The sequence below is a fragment of the Orenia metallireducens genome (assembly GCF_001693735.1).
GTDB lineage: Bacteria > Bacillota > Halanaerobiia > Halobacteroidales > Halobacteroidaceae > Orenia > Orenia metallireducens.
This window is the reverse complement of the sequence record NZ_LWDV01000008.1, coordinates 242,973-263,423: the sequence shown is the minus strand read 5'-3', so window position 1 is coordinate 263,423 and position 20,451 is coordinate 242,973. Positions and strand designations below refer to the sequence as shown.

General features: G+C 34.1%; 24 protein-coding genes. All 24 read right to left on the bottom strand.

Annotation, left to right across the window (positions count from 1 at the left end; translation table 11 throughout):
• Positions 1-51 precede the first annotated feature (51 nt).
• Positions 52-627 carry an RNA methyltransferase gene (locus U472_RS06105; protein WP_068716557.1) on the bottom strand — a complete coding sequence of 192 codons (576 nt, stop codon included), beginning with the start codon at positions 625-627 and terminating at the stop codon, positions 52-54.
• Between the two features lies 1 nt (position 628).
• Positions 629-1,369 carry a tRNA (guanosine(37)-N1)-methyltransferase TrmD gene (trmD, locus tag U472_RS06100; RefSeq protein WP_068716555.1) on the bottom strand — a complete coding sequence of 247 codons (741 nt, stop codon included), beginning with the start codon at positions 1,367-1,369 and terminating at the stop codon, positions 629-631.
• A gap of 9 nt (positions 1,370-1,378) precedes the next feature.
• On the bottom strand, positions 1,379-1,885 hold the full coding sequence (gene rimM, locus U472_RS06095; RefSeq protein WP_068716553.1) for a ribosome maturation factor RimM: 507 nt from the start codon (positions 1,883-1,885) through the stop codon (positions 1,379-1,381).
• Positions 1,886-2,004: 119 nt separating this feature from the next.
• The gene (locus U472_RS06090) at positions 2,005-2,235 is read right to left on the bottom strand and encodes a KH domain-containing protein (protein ID WP_068716551.1); all 231 of its coding nucleotides are present in this window, start codon (positions 2,233-2,235) and stop codon (positions 2,005-2,007) included.
• 35 nt (positions 2,236-2,270) lie between these two features.
• A complete protein-coding gene (gene rpsP, locus U472_RS06085) occupies positions 2,271-2,540 on the bottom strand; it encodes a 30S ribosomal protein S16 (RefSeq protein WP_068716550.1) in 270 nt (89 codons plus the stop codon).
• A gap of 82 nt (positions 2,541-2,622) precedes the next feature.
• Positions 2,623-3,969 (bottom strand): signal recognition particle protein, encoded by a 1,347-nt coding sequence (ffh, locus tag U472_RS06080; protein WP_068716548.1) that lies wholly within the window; start codon positions 3,967-3,969, stop codon positions 2,623-2,625.
• A complete protein-coding gene (ylxM, locus tag U472_RS06075) occupies positions 3,966-4,343 on the bottom strand; it encodes a YlxM family DNA-binding protein (protein WP_245684752.1) in 378 nt (125 codons plus the stop codon). The genes ffh and ylxM overlap by 4 nt, the downstream gene beginning before the upstream one ends.
• 158 nt (positions 4,344-4,501) lie before the next feature.
• A complete protein-coding gene (ftsY, locus tag U472_RS06070) occupies positions 4,502-5,623 on the bottom strand; it encodes a signal recognition particle-docking protein FtsY (RefSeq protein WP_083189779.1) in 1,122 nt (373 codons plus the stop codon).
• A 14-nt stretch (positions 5,624-5,637) separates the two neighbouring features.
• Entirely contained in the window at positions 5,638-6,771 is a 1,134-nt protein-coding gene (locus U472_RS06065; protein ID WP_068716544.1) for a peptidase S7, read from the bottom strand.
• A gap of 136 nt (positions 6,772-6,907) precedes the next feature.
• Positions 6,908-10,480 carry a chromosome segregation protein SMC gene (gene smc / locus U472_RS06060; protein ID WP_068716542.1) on the bottom strand — a complete coding sequence of 1,191 codons (3,573 nt, stop codon included), beginning with the start codon at positions 10,478-10,480 and terminating at the stop codon, positions 6,908-6,910.
• Between the two features lie 346 nt (positions 10,481-10,826).
• Positions 10,827-11,087 carry a stage V sporulation protein S gene (locus U472_RS06055; protein ID WP_068716540.1) on the bottom strand — a complete coding sequence of 87 codons (261 nt, stop codon included), beginning with the start codon at positions 11,085-11,087 and terminating at the stop codon, positions 10,827-10,829.
• A gap of 80 nt (positions 11,088-11,167) precedes the next feature.
• Complete coding sequence (locus U472_RS06050) at positions 11,168-12,184, bottom strand: elongator complex protein 3 (protein ID WP_068716538.1); 1,017 nt, start codon at positions 12,182-12,184, stop codon at positions 11,168-11,170.
• On the bottom strand, positions 12,171-12,908 hold the full coding sequence (locus U472_RS06045) for a pseudouridine synthase (protein ID WP_068716536.1): 738 nt from the start codon (positions 12,906-12,908) through the stop codon (positions 12,171-12,173). The genes U472_RS06050 and U472_RS06045 overlap by 14 nt, the downstream gene beginning before the upstream one ends.
• A 71-nt stretch (positions 12,909-12,979) precedes the next feature.
• Complete coding sequence (locus U472_RS06040) at positions 12,980-14,101, bottom strand: D-alanyl-D-alanine carboxypeptidase family protein (RefSeq protein ID WP_245684751.1); 1,122 nt, start codon at positions 14,099-14,101, stop codon at positions 12,980-12,982.
• A 58-nt stretch (positions 14,102-14,159) separates the two neighbouring features.
• Positions 14,160-14,597: a GerW family sporulation protein gene (gene ytfJ, locus U472_RS06035; protein ID WP_068716534.1), complete on the bottom strand. Its 438-nt coding sequence runs from the start codon at positions 14,595-14,597 to the stop codon at positions 14,160-14,162.
• Positions 14,578-15,234 carry a DUF2953 domain-containing protein gene (locus tag U472_RS06030; RefSeq protein WP_068716532.1) on the bottom strand — a complete coding sequence of 219 codons (657 nt, stop codon included), beginning with the start codon at positions 15,232-15,234 and terminating at the stop codon, positions 14,578-14,580. Before U472_RS06030 ends, ytfJ begins: the two co-directional genes overlap by 20 nt.
• Positions 15,235-15,471: 237 nt before the next feature.
• Positions 15,472-15,765: a hypothetical protein gene (locus U472_RS06025; RefSeq protein ID WP_068716530.1), complete on the bottom strand. Its 294-nt coding sequence runs from the start codon at positions 15,763-15,765 to the stop codon at positions 15,472-15,474.
• A 194-nt stretch (positions 15,766-15,959) separates the two neighbouring features.
• On the bottom strand, positions 15,960-16,250 hold the full coding sequence (locus U472_RS06020; RefSeq protein ID WP_141677950.1) for a HAMP domain-containing protein: 291 nt from the start codon (positions 16,248-16,250) through the stop codon (positions 15,960-15,962).
• Positions 16,251-16,352: 102 nt separating this feature from the next.
• Entirely contained in the window at positions 16,353-16,709 is a 357-nt protein-coding gene (locus U472_RS06015; protein WP_141677949.1) for a cache domain-containing protein, read from the bottom strand.
• A 227-nt stretch (positions 16,710-16,936) separates the two neighbouring features.
• Complete coding sequence (locus U472_RS06010) at positions 16,937-17,254, bottom strand: hypothetical protein (RefSeq protein WP_068716524.1); 318 nt, start codon at positions 17,252-17,254, stop codon at positions 16,937-16,939.
• A gap of 182 nt (positions 17,255-17,436) precedes the next feature.
• Entirely contained in the window at positions 17,437-17,970 is a 534-nt protein-coding gene (scpB, locus tag U472_RS06005) for an SMC-Scp complex subunit ScpB (RefSeq protein ID WP_083189777.1), read from the bottom strand.
• Positions 17,964-18,725, bottom strand: coding sequence for a segregation and condensation protein A (locus U472_RS06000; protein WP_068716522.1), 762 nt, complete (start codon positions 18,723-18,725; stop codon positions 17,964-17,966). Before U472_RS06000 ends, scpB begins: the two co-directional genes overlap by 7 nt.
• 16 nt (positions 18,726-18,741) lie before the next feature.
• Positions 18,742-19,728, bottom strand: a complete 987-nt coding sequence (gene trpS / locus U472_RS05995; protein WP_068716520.1) for a tryptophan--tRNA ligase — start codon at positions 19,726-19,728, stop codon at positions 18,742-18,744.
• 96 nt (positions 19,729-19,824) lie between these two features.
• A complete protein-coding gene (locus U472_RS05990; protein ID WP_068716518.1) occupies positions 19,825-20,451 on the bottom strand; it encodes a site-2 protease family protein in 627 nt (208 codons plus the stop codon).

Genomic DNA, 20,451 nt, shown 5'->3' with positions numbered 1-20,451 from the left:
TAAATTATAATAAAGCTAAGTTTAAGATTGAGTATTAGCTTAAGCTTAGATTCATCCCCACCAGCTTTCACCTAATAGTCTGTCCAAGATAATGGCTGCAGCACTTCTTACGGATAAGTGGTTATAGTCCCCTCTACCATAAATCGGCTCTAAGATGTATTCTGTGGAGTTCATGACCTCTTTGGTCAAACCCCATCCCGTCCCTAATAAGACTAAATAAGGTTTATCACCACTATGTATCTTCTCTCTTAAAGCTTTATAAGTTATCGTATTAGGATAAGTTCTAGCATCAGTAGTTACCAAGATAGGTTCTTCTCCTTCTATATCCTTGATATCAGCTACAACATCTGCTAATTCCGCCTTAATATCAAGTATACTAAAGGCCTCTTTCCTATCTGGATTATATTCTGCCCCAAAATCACCTGACCAATACTCCTTCATTCTAGCTACTAAGCTCTGTTGTGATTCTAAATGGTTAACAATATAGTATTTATTTACATCATAGGTTTTACTAGAACGGGCAATATCATGTAAGTCAAAGTTGGTAACAGTTGTAGTAATAACTTCCATCCGCTTATTATAAACGGGGTTATGTAATAGTGCTAGATAAAATCTAGGCTCTCCCATCTTACCCCTCCTTCTTCAATTCTTCTTTTATTTCTGTTAATATTTCTTGGTCTTCTAAAGATAACTTAACCTCTTCTAATAGGTCTGCTCTTCTTACTAAAGTCTTCTTTAAAGCCTCTTTTCTTCTCCAACGAGCAATCTTAGCATGGTTACCACTTAACAATATACTGGGTACTTCTAAACCCCTAAACTCCTGTGGTCGAGTATATTGAGGATAATCCAATATCCCGTGATAGAAAGAATCTTCGATATAAGACTCATCACTTCCTAGTACCCCCGATACCATTCTAGAGATAGCATCGACCAAAATCATAGCAGGCAACTCTCCACCTGTTAGAACAAAATCACCTATAGATACCTCATGGGTAACTAGCTCATCTCTCACCCTCTGGTCAACCCCTTCATAATGACCGCATAACAAGACCAACCTTTCCTTCTTAGCAAAGTCCTTTGCCATCTTCTGATTAAAGGTCTTGCCTTGAGGTGTTAAGAAGATAACAGGAACATTTTCACCTATACTCAAATCTTCAATAGCTCTAAAGATAGGTTCTGGTTTCATCACCATTCCTGCTCCACCACCATAAGGGTAGTCATCAGCTTGCTTATGTTTATCAGTGGCATAATCGCGAATATTGATAGTATCTACATTAATCAAATCTCTCTCTTGTGCTTTATTTAAAATACTACTCCCTAAAACACCTTCGAACATTTCAGGAAATAATGTCAAAATCTCAAACTTCATCTAATCACCTTACCTCAATCCCGGTAATAGTTTTACCTCCATCTTCTGTGCATTTAAATCAACATTTAAAATAACATCTTTAATTGCAGGTAATAATAACTCTTCTCCATCATTATTAACTATATAAACATCATTAGCACCAGTCTCTAAAACCTCTTGGATAATTCCTAAATACTCTCCAGCTTCAGTATAGACCTCTACCCCTATAATCTCATCTACATAATAATTATCTTCTTCTAACTCCATCTTCTCTTCTTCAGCTATCTGAACTAAATAGCCTTTATGGTCAATAGCTTCAGAAATTCCATCAAAACCTTCAAACTTTAAAATAATAAACTGTTTATGATACCAGACATCTTCTATATAAACCTCTTTTTTGATCCTATTCTTAACTAAATAGACGCTATCTAATAATTCAAACCTCTCAGGAAAATCAGTTAAAGGCTTAACTCTAACTTCTCCTTTATTTCCCTGATGGCGAATAATCTCTCCTATAGTGATTAATTTCTCAGTCATAGACTCACCTCCATTTATTATATCCTATTAATAGATATAGATTAAAGTATTTATAAGAAAAATCAGCAAAAGGCTAGAGATTTACTCTAGCCTTTTATCAAATAAGTCGATTTTTAAAATCAATCTATAATTTTTACTAAAACTTGTTTATCAATTTTAGTTGCTGCAGCACCAATGACAGTTCTAATAGCTTTGGCAACTCTTCCACTTTTACCAATCACTTTACCCATATCATCGTCGGCAACCTTTAGTTCTAAGATTATAGATTGACCCTCTTCTTTTTGATTTATTAGAATCTCTTCAGGATTGTCCACAATATGTTTAACGATTGTTCGCAATACCTCTTTCAAAAAGAGCACCTCCAAAGCTGAACTTTAAGTTAAACTTATTTTCTCTTCATTTCGTCAAACTTTTTCATGATCCCTTGACGACTTAAAATATTTCTTACAGTATCAGAAGGTTGTGCTCCATTGCTTAACCAATTTAGTGCAGCCTCTTCATTAACTTTAACTGTTTCTGGATCAGTTGTAGGGTTGTAGTATCCAAGCTCTTCGATAAATCTTCCATCTCTAGGCTTACGAGAATCAGCAACAACTAATCTATAAAAAGGATTTCTTTTAGAACCCATTCTTTTTAATCTAATTTTAACTGCCATTATACTTCACCTCCTTTAATTTAATAATTTATATGAAATTTGTGAATAACTATTAATTAAATTACTCACACTTATTATTATTTTACATAAAAGGTAGCTTAAACTTACCTTTCATCTTGCCTGAACCTAGCCCCTTACTCATCTCACCCATCTGTCTCATCATCTTTCTAGTCTGTTGGAACTGCTTTAATAAACGATTAACATCTTGGACTGTTGTTCCACTTCCATTAGCAATTCTACGGCGACGACTACCTTTAATTAATTCAGGGTTGCGACGTTCTTCTATTGTCATAGAATTAATAATCGCTTCAATTTTATCTAACTCTCTTTCATCAACTTGAATTCCTTTTAGTTGTTTGCCAACACCAGGAATCATACCTAATATCTCATCAAGAGGTCCCATATTCCTTACCTGTTTCATCTGATCTAAGAAATCCTCAAAGGTAAACTCTTGTTTTCTTAACTTCTCCTCTAATTCTCTAGCCTTCTTCTCGTCAAATTGAGCTTCAGCCTTCTCAATTAGAGTTAAAACATCACCCATCCCCAAAATTCTAGAGGCCATACGATCTGGATAAAAAGGTCTTAAGTCTTCTAATTTCTCTCCAAAACCTCCAAATTTAATCGGCTTTCCTGTTACTGAACTAATAGATAAGGCAGCACCACCACGGGCGTCACCATCCAATTTAGTTAAAACAACACCATCAATACCTAAAGCCTCATCAAAGTTTTTAGCAACATTAACAGCATCTTGCCCAGTCATAGAATCTACAACCAACAATATTTCATGGGGTTTTACAGCCTTCTTAACATTCTTTAGTTCATCCATTAAAGCTTCATCTATATGCAAACGTCCAGCGGTATCAACAATCACTACATCATTATTATTTGATTCAGCATGGCTAATTGCAGCTTTAGCAATATCAACAGGGTCTTGCTTATCCCCCATAGTGAATACTGGCTGTTCTACTTTCTCACCTAATACTTGTAACTGCTTGATTGCAGCTGGTCGATAGATATCGGCAGCTACTAGCAGAGGATTCTTTCCTTGAGACTTTAACAATTTAGCTAGTTTACCAACAGTGGTCGTCTTACCAGCACCTTGCAAACCAGCCATCATAATAATTGTTGGAGGATTAGAAGCAAAAGTTATCTTACTTTGAGTTCCTCCCATCAACTCTGTTAACTCTTCATTAACTATCTTAATTACCTGTTGAGCTGGAGTCAAACTAGTTAATACTTCATGCCCTACAGCCCTCTCTTCAATCTTTTTAATAAACTTTTTAACGACCTTAAAGTTTACATCAGCCTCTAATAAAGCTAGTTTTACTTCCCTTAAAGCTGTCTTAACATCCTTTTCTGATAACTTACCTTTTCCTTTTAATTTATTAAACGCTCCTTGTAGCTTATCTGCTAATCCTTCAAAAATCACATCAATTCCCCCTCTTGGTAGGCTTGCAATCTAGCCAAAACATCTTTTAACTCTCTTACATCATCTTCTTCCAATCTGGGTTCTATATTATCTACTATGTTATTTAATTTATCAAGTTCATCTCGAATACTATCATAATATTTAAGTAACTGTAATTTTCCTTCATAGTCCTCTAAAGACTCTTCTGAACGCTTTAAATTATCATAAACCGCTTGGCGACTGATTCCTTGTTGCTCAGCTATCTCACCTAAAGATAAATCATGGTGATAATATAATCTAATGAACTCCTGCTGCCTTTCAGTCAAAAGTGGTGCATAAAAACTGAATAATCTGGCCACTCTAACAACCTTATCTATATTTAACAACAAAATCACCTTCATTTACTGTTAAGGAATTTACCTTTACAGATGATAATATAACATATGGATAGTATATTGTCAAGAAGAAATAAATTTTAAAATCCAATTCTCACTTAATTATATCTTCAATAGCATCTAACAGATGGAGAGAAAGAATCTTACTAGTTACTTTCTTACTGGCTAAATAGTGCTTCAATAAATGATTCTGCTTCAAAGTCTTGTAAATCTTCAGCAGATTCTCCAACACCAATTAATTTGATAGGAATTCCTAATTCCTCTTTGATTGCAATCACAACTCCACCTTTAGCTGTCCCATCTAATTTAGTTAGAGCTATACCATCTACTGCTACTGCATCATTGAATAATTTAGCTTGATTAACTGCATTTTGACCAGTAGTTGCATCTAATACTAATAATACCTCTACCTTCATCTCTCCAGCTTCACGAGTGATTACTCTCTTAACCTTCTCTAACTCTTGCATCAAGTTAGATTGAGTATGTAATCTACCAGCAGTATCAACAATCAATAAATCTACACCTCTAGACTTGGCTGCCTGCACAGCATCATAGGCTACAGCTGCTGAATCTGCCCCTTCTTGATGAGCAATAATATCTACCCCCACTCGAGAACTCCAAACCTTTAATTGATCAATAGCAGCAGCTCTAAAGGTATCTCCAGCCCCCAATAAGACCTTCATACCTGCCTCTTTTGTTCTCTGAGCTATCTTACCAATAGTTGTAGTCTTTCCAGCACCATTTACTCCTACTACCATTAGGATTGTAGGTTGCTCACTCTCTTCTTTTTCTTCACCTTTGCTTAATATCTCAACTAATTGATCCTTAAATAACTCAGTCAAATCTTTAGGCTCTTTTATCTTCTCCTCTTTAGCTCTTTCTCTTAAGTCATCTACCAAGTTCATTGTAGTATGTACACCAACATCTGCCTGAATTAAGATTTCCTCTAACTCTTCAAATAATTCTTCATCAATACTAGTAAATTTGCTAAAAAGGTTCTCTACCTGTACCACAAAACCATTTCTAGTCTTACTTAACCCTTTCTTTAACCTACCAAAGAAACCCACCTTCTCTTCTTGTTGGGGCTCTTCTACTTCATTCTCAACTATCTTAGCTTCAACTTCTTCTTTCTTATCATTAATTTCGTCTGTAATCTCTAGCTCTTGAACCTTCTCTTCCTCTTCTTTAAGCTGATCAAGTTCTTCAACTTTAGTAACCTCTTGTAGCTCCTCTTCTTTCTTATCCTTTCTTTTAGCAAACCCAAAAATCTTCTTTAACATAATCTTCCTCCTTATTACTTCAATTCCAATGGTTTACATAAATCTGTATACTCTTGAGCAATTCCAAAACGCCTTTTTCTAATCTCTGCCTCTTCTTCTGGAGTTTGAGCATTATAGTAGTTTTGACCCACCTCTTCATATTCATCGGCTAACTTAGCCACCTCTTCTCTTAACTCAATTACAGTAGCACCCTTAATGACCCCATCCTTATCATGACCGATAGCTATTACTGGTCTTCCCCAACTTCCTGGTCCAGCCATAGCATCACCCATATGCATTACTCCAGTTCCACCAGGATGAGTATGTACAATTGCAATATTATGAGGAATGATATCTGTATAAGCCTCTTTTAAAGAAATGCCTGAAATATCAGTATAACTAGAAGCTAACATCCTAGAAGGAACATAACCCATACCACCAACAACTATCTCTCCTTTTTGGATAATATGACCATCGATAATCTCTCCAATTGCTGCAACTTCCCTTCCTTGCTCTACTTCAATAGATTTGTCAACCAAGCGCTTGGCAAACTCTTTGTCGATGGAATTAACTTTAATTGCTGGTATCTGCCACTCTTTTTCTGGAACCTGGACTAAAGAAATCTCACCTTCTGGAATATCTACTTGCTCTAACTCTTTGCAGATATCCAAATAGTTCAATTGTAAATTGAAGGACTCCCTTAAAATCTCTCTCTCTTCCTCCATAGTCTTAGCTGTCAATCTATGTAATTGAATATCTTCAGATTCAGTAGACAGATCAAAATATTCCTTCTTAGGATAAATCAATCCTACTCCAGCTGCTTTGCCCATCTTGACTCCAATACTAATCAGTGGAATATTGAAGATATCAAGACCACCTGTACCTACAATAATACCAGTCTTACCAGGATTTGTGGTAATAACCACTGCATTTTCAGGTAACTGATTGATAATCTCCAATAGAGACTCTCCATCAGTCTTAGCAATCTTAGATAACATCTGCCGATAAGGTAGACCAGATATTCCACCATTAACTATTTCAGTCATTGAATCGATATATCCTTCTTGATTAATAAATCCTATCGCTCCTGCTGAACGACCTTGACTTAAATGATTACTTCTTTCAACCAATCTATCTACTATAAAAGTTGCTATTCCTTTAACTTTCATTATAAGCCCTCCTTTTAGAACCTATTTTCCCTATTTATCTAATACAATATACTAAGTACTGATAGAAAAATAACTAGTAACCAGGTGACTAAAAAATTCTACTCGTTACCCATCACGTATCACTGAGTACTCTAAATTACTTTTCATACTCTCCAACTTCATCTACCTTCAATGATAATAGTTGTGAGACTCCAGACTCTTGCATAGTAACCCCATATAAGGCATTGGCTGCTGCCATGGTCCCCTTTCTATGAGTAATAACAATAAATTGGGCAATCTTTGATAACTGATTTAAATAGTTAGCAAATCTATCTACATTAGCATCATCTAAAGGAGCATCAAGCTCATCTAAGACATAAAATGGACTTGGATTGACCTTTAAAAGTGAGAAGATTAATGCTGTTGCTGTCAACGCCTTCTCTCCACCAGACATCAATGACAGCTTCTGCAACTTCTTACCTGGTGGCTGAGCATTAATTTCAATTCCTGTTTCTAGAAGATTATCTTCATCCTCTAGTGCTAGTTGAGCCTGACCACCTTCAAACAAGTCTGTAAATATCTTCTCAAACTCTGCTTTTACTTGATTAAAGGTCTCTAAGAACTTTTCTTTCATCTCATCTTCTATCTCTTTGATTACCTCTTCTAAAGATTCTTTAGATTCAACCAAATCTTGATGCTGTTCTTGCAAGAAGTTAAATCTCTTACTAAGAGTTTCATACTCTTCAATCGCCCCTAAATTAACAGGCTCTAACCTCTTCATAGACCTCTTTAGACTGTTGATTTCCCTTTCAACCTTCTTATGGTCAGCTATCTTCTTAATATCTGCACTTGCCTGCTCAATACTAAGTTCATACTCTTCTTGTAACTTACTTTGAATATTTTCTAATTTAACCTGTAACTGTGCTACATCAATCTCAACCTTATTATACTCTTTTTGTAACCTTTCATATCTAGCTCTAATATCTTTAGATTCCTGTTGATATGATTTAATCTTATCTTTAATCTCTGAAATCTCTATCCTAAACTCATCAAGAAGATTTTTTAATCTAACAACCTCTTTACTCATCTCTTCCTTCTCTTTCTCTAGCTCTTGCTTTCTAAAAATAAGTTGTCTATCCTTATCTCCTAATCGATTAATCTCTTCTTTTTTACTATTAATCTCATCTTTGGCATAGGCTATTGCCCTCTCTTTAGATGCTAACTCTTCAGATAAACTACCTCTTTCTTGTTTTAAAGCAGCTATAGTTACCTTTAATTCTGTACTCTCATTTGTGTATAAATCTTTCTTCTCTTCTAACTTTTTTATCTCTGCTTCTAACTCTATAACCTTCTCCTTAATACTAGAATCATCATTATTTAACCTACTTAATGCTTGAGATAACTCTTTACTTTCAGACTCTACCCTGAGAATCTCTTGATTAATCCTCTTGATATTAGAGTCTTTATCAGCTAGCTCACTTCTTAATCGCTCCACCTCTTTGTTAGTCTGTTGATAATCCTTTAAATAATTGGCCTCTTCAAGCTCTAGTTGATGAATCCTATCTTCTAACTTAACTAATCTATCCTCAGATTCAACTAAACTCTCTTTTACCTTTAGACCTAATTCTTCTCTTTCTTTTAATTGGGTAGCCAACTTTTTAACTTCACTAGATAAAACTCCAATCTCTCTAGAACGCCCTAACAGGTTATTATTTTGATTCCTACTTCCTCCAGTCATAGCTCCTCCAGGGTTAACCACATCGCCACCTAAGGTTACCACCTTTACCCTCTTATCAGCAACCCTAGATATTTTAACAGCAGCATCAATATCCCTGGCAATAACTACCCTACCAAGGAGATTCTCAATAACATTTCTATATTTAGAATCATAACTGATTAAATCTTTAGCAACACCAATAGCTCCCTCTACATTTAAAGCAGAAAGTTCCTGTTGATTTAAAGAACGAGAAGATATTAGATTAAGAGGAAGAAAGGTAGCTCGTCCACCTTTACTTGTCTTTAAATATTCAATTGCTTCCTTTGCAACTTGGTCGTCCTCTACAACTACATTCTGTAAAGTACTACCTAAAGAGACTTCAATAGCCGTTTCATACTCTTGGGGTGTATTGATTAATTCTGCTATTACCCCACAAACACCTTCTATCTGAGCACTCTCTTCGATATATTTAAATAAATTTTTGACCCCTCTATAATAGCCTTCATAGTTCTCTTCCATCCCTTCAAGAACCTTTAATCTTGAACGCTTAGTATTTAAACTATCCTTTATTTCTTCATACTCATCCCTTAAAGAGCTTAAATGGCTTTGGAGCTGATTATTATTAGACTTCTCTCTGTTATGTTTACTATGGTAATCATTGATTCTATCTTTAATCTCTTCTAGCCTACTCTTTTTGTTTTCCATCTTTTCCAATGCTTTATCAACTTCTATATTTAAGGACTCTTTTAGCTCTTCTAAAGCAGCTATATCCTCTTGATAACGTTTAATATCTCTACTTGCTGTCTCTAACTGATGTTGCTGTCTATTGATTTTTGTAATCTGATTTAATTGATTATCTTGAAAACTCTTCTTAACCTTAAATTTCTCCTCTAATTGTTTAGATAAATTATCCAACCCCCTATTCTTCTCATCCAACAATAAGGACTTTTCCTTAATCTTCTCTACTAACTCTATCTCTTTATCATCTTTTTTAGAGATCTCTTCTTTATTTAAGGTAATCCTATCCTCTAAACGACTAATTTCATTTTCTAATCTATTCTTCTGCTCTAAAATATTATTCTGCTGCTGTTTAGCCAAATTTAATTTATTTTCAATCCGCTCTACACTACTTTTAGCCTCAAAAATATTATCCTTTTGCTGATCTGAATCTACTGTTAACTCCTCTAAACGCTCCTTCTCTTTATCTATTCTTAAGTCATATTCACTAACTGCTGACTTGGCTTCTGTTAATTGATAAGAGAGTCTCTGCTTACTAGTAATATCTTGGTCAAGCTTCTCCTCTAATTCAAGGTACATGTTAGCCAATAAATTAACCTCTAACTCTTTTAACTCACTTCTATATTCTTGATATTCTCTGGCTTTTTTCGACTCCTTCTCTAAGGGCTCTACTTGCCTTTGAATTTCATGAATGATATCCTTAATTCTCTGTAATTTCTGTTCTGTACTATCTAATTTCTTTTTAGCCTCTTCTTTACGACTCTTGTGTTTACTGATTCCAGCAGCCTCTTCAAAAAGCTCCCTTCTATCTACAGAGTTTTCACTTAAAATAGCTTCAACCTTACCTTGTCCAATTATTGAATAAGCATCCTTACCTATCCCTGTATCCATAAATAACTCTTTAATTTCCTTTAATCGGCAACTATTATTATTGATTAAGTAATCACTCTCTCCACTACGAGTTACTCTTCTACCAACAGTTACCTCTTTATAGTCTATTGGTAAAGCACCATCTCGATTATCAAGGGTTAAGGTAACCTCTGCTAAACCTAAAGCTCTTCTTTTACCACTGCCTGCAAAGATAACATCCTCCATCTTGCCGCCTCTTAAGGTTTTAGCACTCTGCTCCCCTAACACCCAGCGGATAGCATCAGAAATATTACTCTTCCCACTCCCATTAGGACCTATAATCCCTGTAATGGCAGGTTCAAAATCTACCTTTACTCTATCAGCAAAGGACTTAAATCCTTTAATTGTTATACTCTTAAGAAACACAACCTTCCTCCTTTCTTGCAAAAAGACTTATAAAATCTATTTTATAAACTTAAATTTGTTTTTATAGTATAGATATTGCGATACTTTAGTAACTAGTGACAGGTGACGAGTAACAAGTAAATAAATTAACTTATCATCTGTTACTCATTACTATCGTTTTATAACCATAAAATCTAACTTTGAATTCACACATCTATATTGGGGCTATAAAAATCGAAATATATATTTTAGCTTTGATATAGACTCAAATTTTATTTTAACACAAATATATCAAAAAATAAACAAAACTATAACCCCCATCTTAATACTATCAGGGGTTATAGTCTTTATTGAATATTCATTTTAATTATCTTGGCTCAACAATGAACTTAATAGCAGTTCTTTCTTGCCCATCAATCTCAATCTCAGAAAAAGCAGGAATTGCAACTAAATCTACACCATTTGGTGCTATAAATCCTCTTACAATAGCAATAGCCTTCACAGCTTGATTTATAGCTCCAGCCCCAACACCCTGTAACTCTGCTCTACCTTCTTCACGGATTACAGCAGCTAACGCTCCAGCCACAGACTTAGGTTTTGAAGTTGATGATACTTTTAATATTTCCATATTATTTCCTCCCTTAATTTAGCCTATTAATTATTTCTTATATTCATGTATAGTAAGTTAGCTGCTATATTATGACTAGTTTAGAAAATAAATTTTATTTTAATATTACCTCTAGCTAAAGTATCATCATCCTTGATAATTATCTCTTGAAGTTGATATCTATTATATAAGTAATCTAAATTACTATTTCTCTGCCCTCTCAGATTAGAGACATCTTTAGAGTTAACCGTTAATTCCAGCTTATCTATGGCTCTTCCTCTAATTTGACTTTCAATTTTATTTAATAGTAGCCTAGACTCTACTAATTGTCTAAAGGAAGGATGGAAAGGTCCTGCCAGAACCTCTTTAGCATTAACACCTTCAGAAGGTTGCAATCCTACTCTAATCACATTAATCCCAGCCCTTTTAAATTTCTCCAATAGCTCAGCACTGATATCAACTGCCTCTTCTAATGATAAGGGCTGATATCTACCTGATTTATAGAGTTCTGCAAGTTCAGTATTCTTAATGACCAATGTAGGATATATCCGTACAAAATCTGGACTAAGCTCAATAACCTCTGTTCCTGTATCCAAATCTGAAGTTCTTGTGCTATTAGGTAAGCCTGGCATGACCTGTAACCCTAGTTTGAAGTTATAGTTCTTGATTAAAGAGACTGCCTTCTTAACATCTTCTCTACTATGCCCCCTGTTTGAAGCAGATAATACATTATCATCTAGAGATTGAACTCCTAGTTCAATAGTACCTACACCATACTCCTGTAGCCTCTCCAATATCTCTTCATCTATATAATCAGGTCGAGTAGATAGTCTAATGCCAGTAATAACCTCTTTATCCAAGATCATTTTGGCAGCAGAAAGTAATTCCAGCTGATATCTAGGGTCAATTCCTGTAAAACTACCTCCATAAAAGGCAACTTCTATTCTTTTAGCTGATTTAGGAATTGTACTTAAATAATCCTCAATCTTATCTAAGACTTCCTCTTTACTTAAATCATTTCTAACACCTGTAATCTCTCGTTGATTACAGAAGACACAGTCATGAGGACAGCCCAAATGGGGAACGAAGATTGGAATAATATAATTACTCTTGCTCATTTTCCTTTACCTGCCTAGCGATCTCTTTAAGTTCATCAATTTCATTCTTATTTAAAAACCTATATGTACCCAGTTTCAAATCTTCATCTAAGGATAAAGGCCCCATTTTAATCCTTTTTAGTTCTAACACTGGATGCCCTACCGACTTAAGCATTCTCTTAACCTGATGCTTTCTTCCTTCATAAATCTCTAAAGATACTATAGATTTATTATTAAATTCTACAACCCTTTCTGCCTTAGCAGGTGCAGTCCAACCATCACTTAATTGTACTCCGCGCTCTAGAGCCTTTAATTTGGCATCATTGGGTACTCCATCAACAGTAGCCAGATACTTCTTACTTACTTGATGGCTAGGATGGGTTAAGGCATATGCAACCTCCCCATCATTAGTTAATAATAATAGCCCCTCAGTATCATAGTCCAATCTCCCTACTGGATATACTCTCTCTCTTACCTTAACTAAATCTACCACTGTTCTTCTTCCCTTAGGATCACTTACTGTCGTAACACATTCCTTCGGTTTATTTAATAAGATATAGACCAATTTCTCTTTTTTAATCTTTTTATCATTTACTTCAATCTCATCTTGCTGTGGGTTAACCTTAAACCCTAATTCTTTTACTACATTACCATTAACCTTAACCTTACCTTGCTCTATTAACTTTTCACTCTGTCGTCTTGATGCCACTCCTGCTCTAGCCATTACTTTTTGTAATCTCTCCATTGACTAACACCTCAATTTATTTATTTATTACTATAATTATTCTTATTCTAGTATAATAATAAATCTCCTTGTTAAAAATAAATTTGGATTCTAGCTGATAACTTCTTCCAAAAATTATTGACTGCAGAATCTTCAACATAACGATCAGAGATTAAATCTATCCTATCCAATAAATTATCATCTTCATCATATAAAGCAATATTGCCTAACTTCTCACCCTTCTTTATTGGCAAGGTAATATCATCCTTAACATTGATTACTTTTTTAATCTTAGTACTAGTACCTTTAGGAAGCACATAGTTAAACTCTTTGGCTGATTTTAACTTTACATCTTGCTCATCAATAGATATTTGATGAATCTCTTCCCCCTTAGCAATTACTTCTACCTTGCGATAATGGTTGAAACCATAGTTTAATAATGCTAAAGATTCATTCCACATAGCCCCACTCTTTAAGACTACACTAACTAATTGTTGACCATCTTTGGTAGCAGAAGATACCAAACACCTTCCAGCAGCTCTAGTATAACCAGTTTTAACACCATTAACTATATCAGAACGAGTTAGTAATTTATTAGTATTTGTTAAGATTCTATCCCAGCTATGACCAGGCCACTCAATTCTCTTTTTTTGTGTTGAAACAATCTTAGCAAATAGAGGATTTTGTAATGCATAACGGGCTATTTGTGCTAAATCATAGGCTGTTGTTAAATGACCTTCTTGTGGTAAACCATTAGGATTCTTAAAGGTTGTATGTAATGCTCCTACTTCTCTTGCTTTAAGATTCATTAAATTTGCAAAATTTTCTACAGAACCACCAATATGCTCAGCAATTGCTACAGCTGCATCATTACCTGATTTTAATAAGAGACCATAGACCATCTCTTCTAAAGTTAGTGTCTCATCAGGAACTAAATAGATAGAAGATCCACCTTCATAAGCTGCTCTTTTACTAGCAGTTACTTTATCAGATAGATTACCATTCTCTATTGCCAAGATCCCAGTCATGATCTTAGTCGTACTTGCAGGAGCACGTCGTTCATGGATGTTCTTCTTATAAAGTATCTGACCAGTCTCTACATCAATTAAGATAGCTGCTTGTGCTGAAACTTGAGGATATGCCAAAACAGTTGCATTTATTGTCAATATCAAACTACATATAATTGTTAATGCTATTAAATATTTTTTAATCATGATTACACCTCCAAAAAATTCAAAGGAAAAGTGAAGGTTACCCTTCACTTTGAATCTTTTATACACTAATCTCCACATTTGTCTTATCTTCCTTCTTGTTCTTATCATTCTGCTTACTAAGACCTTTAAGGTGATCTAATAATTCTGGTGCTAAATTCACTAATCTTTCAACAACGGCATTATTGTTTACTGGTAATAATCTAACTTGCCCTTCACTAACTACTAAAAATGCTATAGGCTGTAACATTACTCCAGCCCCACTACCTCCACCAAAATTTGTACCTTTAGAAGATTCTTTTTTCTCTTCACCATCATTCTCTTTTAATAGGTACTCAGCACCACCAGCTGCAAAGCCAAAATTGACCTTTGAAACAGGGATTATTACACTTCCATCCTTGGTCTCTACTGGATCTCCTACAATAGTATTTACATCAACCATACCTTTTATATTTTCCATTGCGGTTGACATTATATTTTCAATTGGATGGTCGCCCATTTTTTTGACCCCTCCTTTTAAGTTGAGAGAAAAGTATTTTTAGTCCTATACGTATAATATCTCCTAATTTAAATTTAAATATACCCTCAAACTCCATCTTAAAGTTTAGTGGTGAATTGAAGATAGGGTTGACTTCAACTATTGGGGTATCATTAAATTTTATGTAATATTGCAAAAAACTCATAGCCAAACTCTTAATACTCCAAAATAAGCCTGTTAATCCCCCAGTATAAGCTTGATTACTTAATGCAAAATTAGTCTTCCATGAAAAGAGATCACAACTATCGATTATTGAAAAGACATCCTCTGCATTACTTCCTACATTCTTGACTGTTTTGAAAAATTTAACTATATGTTTTATATCACCTTTATTACTTTCTCCTTTTTCTAACCTCTCTATTACCCTAATATCCTTCTTTAGCTTATCACTTACCTTACCCTCAAATTGTAGAGTAGAAAAAGAGAATCTCTGTTCAATCTCTAAATATTTAAATTTAAATCTATATCTTGAAAATGATAACTGTAATTTAATTACTAAATCATCACCCTCTTTTCTACATTCAAATCTAACTATAAAGTCTATCTTAAAGATTTTTAAAAAAATCAAAAATAAGAGGATTGAAATTAACGTTAACATAATAACCCCCTTTCAACCTATAATAATTATCTTATCCATAGCTTCTAATAGTATACTAACTTTATTAATTTGCTAATATTTCTAAGCTCCTATCTATTATCTAAACAATAAATCTACATTTTCATTATTCCTGTTAGAATAATATAAAATACAGACTGACCAAAATTTATAATTTTATCTTTAAATAGTAAAAGCGACTGAGATATCTCAGTCGCTTTTATTTAAACCTATATTAAGTTATATCTTAAAAATTTCGATTAGTTCTTGTAATTCCTGAAAGGAGTAGATTATATCTTTAGACATTTGCGTTATATCCTGAGATGTCTTCATTAATTTATTACTATTTATATCCAAATTTTGAGCTATGGCAAAAGTTTGTAATATCTGCTCTGAAGTACTCTCTATAGAATAATCAATTCCTTTAAAGACTTCTCCTGTCTCTTTAACTAAATACCTTATCTTCTCTGTAGCTTTAGCAAGCTGTCTAATCTCACCTGCCCTAGCAGCTCCAATAGCTGCATTTAAAGCCAATAAATTTGTCTACCCTGCTACATTATTAATCATCTCAACAATCTGACTAATTTCTCTAGAATTATTCTCTAAATTATTAATCTCTCTTACCGCTTCTATCACCACTCTATTAATATCTTCAATATTATTGATAGTCTCTTCTATGTTCTCATTACCTGTTTTTACCTTAGAATCAACATTATCTGCAAGATTACTTAGCTTCTGACTACCAATAGAGCAATACCTGTTGATATCTCTTCTATAAATCGATTACTAGCTTCTATAGTTGTATTCCCTTCTTCTGCTGAAGTTGCTAACTCTTGACTATAAGCAGATAACCTTTCAATTGAGATTAGCAGTTTATTAACCATATTCCTAATACTAGTAGCCATCTCATTAAGAGCATCTGAAAGTTCTCCAATCTCATCACCACTCTTAACTTCCAAATTATTTAGATTCAAACTCCCCTTGGCAACTTCCTTAGCAAAATTGAATGAATCTGTTATCGGATTTTAAATTTTAGCTGCCATAAAATAAGCTAATATATTAGACATAATAATACCTATAATTATAACCCAGATTATCACTTCTCTTAAATCTTTAATACTTTAATAAATTTCGAAGTTAGGTGCTAAAACTACTAAAGTCCAACCATTAGAGAGATACGAGAATGTTAGTAACTTATCTACCCCTTCAAATTTAATCTTAACAGTCTCTTCACTCTTTTTAGCTATTTTATCAATTATGTACTTATATTCACCATCATTTAAAGTAGACAAGTTATCCTCATTTGTCAATTCAGGATGGATTAAAAAATTATATTTATCATCTAATAAGAAAGAATATCCATTTTCATAAACCTTAATCCCATTTATCACTTCTTCAAAATATTTAAAGTCTATATCTATTCCTACCACCCCAATTAAAGTCTCATCTTGATAGATTGGCTTTACATAAGATATCATCTTTTGAGCCAAATCTGGTTTACATAAAGCTCAAGCCAAATCTCCTTATTTGCATCTATAGGTTCATAATACCAACCCATCTCTTCATTATCCCTTGTAAACTCATCAATCCTCCCCAAAAACTACTTCTTAAACTCTCCTCCTTCCTCAGCATACCAAGCACTATACATTCCACCAGTCAATTCTGGATTTAAGTAAAGATAGGAGGAGATTATTGCTCCATTCTCTTATCCAATCTTCTTTACTATCGGCTCTATAGTACTTTGATATCTTTCTAAATAACTAGAATCAGCTCTCATCTCATCTAACTTAAATAGTGCTAATGATGTAATCGCTAAATTCTCTACAGAGCTCTTTACTGTTTCCATAGTTTTTGAAAACTGATTTCCATAACTTTTACCCATCAAATATAAGCTCTGTCTAGCCTTTTGCTCTATAGCTTTTTTACTTTCAATTATATTTACTGTCCCAACTATAGCTATTAAAAGAATCGAAGATAATATAATCATAATAGTAAGTTTACTTCTAATAGTGTTGAATTTCATTAGCACAACTCCTTTTTATTTATTCTTAGCAATATCCATAATCAAATAAATATTATATTAGCTATTTATTTAGAAAACCCTCTTCTATAATTTTTCACCATCTTATAACAAAAAACCAGGTACTTTAAAGTACCTGGTTTTTACAATTATACTTTAATTAGATTTTAAATTTCTTTATCTATCTATTCATCATATAGCTCTGTAAATTCTTGAGCTGGTGGTAGCTCATCTAGGCTATTCATACCCATATACTGTAAGAATTCATCTGTAGTTCCATAAAGAATTGGGTTTCCTATAGTGTCCTTTCTCCCTTGCTCTTCTATTAAACCTCGCTTCTGTAAAGTCTTTAAAGCCTTCTCAACATTAACCCCTCTAATATCTTCAATCTCTGCTCTAGTTGCAGGTTGTTTATAAGCTATAATTGCTAAAGTCTCTAAAGCAGCTTGGCTTAAAGTATTATTCATCTCTGGTTTATGTAATTCCTTGATAAAGGGAAGAAACTCTGCTTTGGTCTGTAGCTGATAACCATTACTAACCTGTACCAACTCAATCCCTTTATCTCCCCGAGTATATTCTGCTTCAAGAAGTTCTAAAGCATCTTTGATATCTTTAACCCCAATATCTAGGACCTCTTTAATAACCTTTATGGGCAAAGGATCTGTTGCCATAAATAATAATGCTTCTATCGCAGCCTTTACTTCAACTTTACTTAGCACCGACCACCACTCCCCAAACGGTAAATCTTAATCTCATCAAAATTATTATCCTGTTTAATCTTAACCTCATTAATTTTAATCAACTCTAGCAATGCCATAAAAGTAACAACTATCTCTAATCTAGAGCTAAACTGAGAGAACAAGTCCATAAAGCTGATTTCATCACCAACTGCAACTAATCTTTGCATAATATAGCCTTGCTGCTCTTTAATGGTAATCTCTTCTGCTTTTAATTTATCTAAAGTATCTACCTGCTCTTCTTCTTTCTTATCACTCTTTTTAGTCTTCTTCTTCAATGCTTTATGAAAAGCAGAAATGAATTGATCTATAGTAACCCCCTCTAAGGGATTGGACTTTTCAAACTCTAAGCCACTTAACAAAGGGGCTACATTACGAGTATATGACTTTCTCTGTTCCTGTTCAAATTCTTGTAGCTGTAAGGCTAACTGTTTATACTTCTTATACTCTAATAGCTTCTCTACCAACTCTTGGCGAGGGTCTACTTCTTCCTCATTATCATTCTTCTCTTTAGGTAATAAGGTCTGGGCTTTTATCTCCATTAGTTGTGCTGCCATAATTAGAAATTCACTGGCCACATCTAAATCTAGCTTCTGCATATTAGCAATGTAATCTAAATACTGGCGGGTAACTTCTGCAATAGGAATATCATAAATTTCTACTTTATTCTTCTTCAATAAATGCATCAATAGATCGATAGGACCTTGAAAAGCATCAATCTTTACTTCATAGCCCATACTTTCACCTCTAACTCTATCTTAGATTCATAGCACCTCTAACTTCATTTAATGTCTTTTTAGCTATAGCTCTAGCTTTTTTAGCACCTTCAGCTAAAATCTCATCAATGATTTCAGGATTCTCCTCTAACTCTCTTCTCTTCTGATGGATTTCAGATAAGTAGTCTATAATTGAATTTGATAGTATCTTCTTACAGTCCATACAGCCTAAAGTAGCATTACGGCACCCCCCTGCTACCTCTTCAACTCTATCTTTGCTAAATAACTTATGATAAGAATAAACTGAACAAACCTCAGGATTACCAGGGTCTTTTAACCTGATTCTTTGTGGGTCTGTCACCATACTCTTAACCTTTCTTTCAATCTCTTCAGGGCTATCAGCCAAATAAATAGAGTTACCATAACTCTTACTCATCTTACGACCATCTAAACCTAATAATTTAGTAACCTCACCTAATTTAGCCTCAGGCTCTGGGAAGGTCTCACCATATAAGTGATTAAATCTTCGAGCAAGCTCCCTTGTAATCTCAATATGTGGTAATTGATCTTCACCAACTGGTACTGTAGTACCTTTAAAGACTAAGATATCAGCAGCCTGTAGTACTGGATACTCTAAAAGACCAAAAGGTATAGAGTCCTTTACTCCCAACTCTTGAACCTGCTCTTTATAAGTTGGATTTCTCTCTAAACGTGACACTGATACAATCATTGACAATAATAAGTTCAGTTCAGCAATCTCTGGAACATGGGATTGCACAAAGATAATGCTTCTTTCAGGGTCAATTCCTGCAGCAATCCAATTAATTACCTGATCTCTGATATTCTCTTGTAGCTCGGAAGTATCTTCATATTTAGTTGTTAATGCATGCCAGTCAGCAACCTCAAAGATACAGTTATATTCATCTTGGAGCTGCTTCCAGTTATCAAGCACTCCAACTAAATGACCCAAATGTAACTTTCCAGTGGAACGCATCCCACTTAATATTGTTCCTTTCTTCGACATAACAAATCCTCCCTTTTTTAAATTCAGTAATGAGTAACTAGTGACAAGTAACAAGTAAGAGACTAATAATAATCATTATCAAATCTCTTCACTCTATCACATCAATCCTACCAATTTAAAGATTCCTATGCGTAAAACATTTATAGCAGGACCTAATATTACTCCAATTCCATCGGTAAAGAGTAAGAATAATAAAATAAAAGGCCCATAAGCTTCTAAATTATAGATAACATTATTCATACTAGCTGGCAACAATCCAGCCAATATCTTAGAACCATCTAAAGGTGGTACTGGCAATAAATTAAAGACAGCCAATCCTAAATTCAGATAAATTCCTGTTATAAATAGAGTATTAACGATCCTTGGATCTAGCAGACTGTAAAAAAAGTCACCAACAAATCTATATAAGAAAGCAAAGATTATAGCTAGTGTTATATTTGATAAAGGACCAGCCAATCCTACTAACATCATTCCTTTTTTACGATCTTTAAAGTAACGAGGATTGACCTGTACTGGCTTAGCCCAACCAAATCTACGGGTAATAAGTAAAAACAATGTCCCTATCGGATCTAAATGTGCCAAAGGATTTAAGGTTAAACGACCAGTCATCTTAGGTGTTGGATCACCTAACAAATCTGCAGCCTTACCATGAGCATACTCATGAAAGGATAAGGATAATAATAAAATAGGTATTAATAAGGCGAACTCTGCAATTGTATTCAC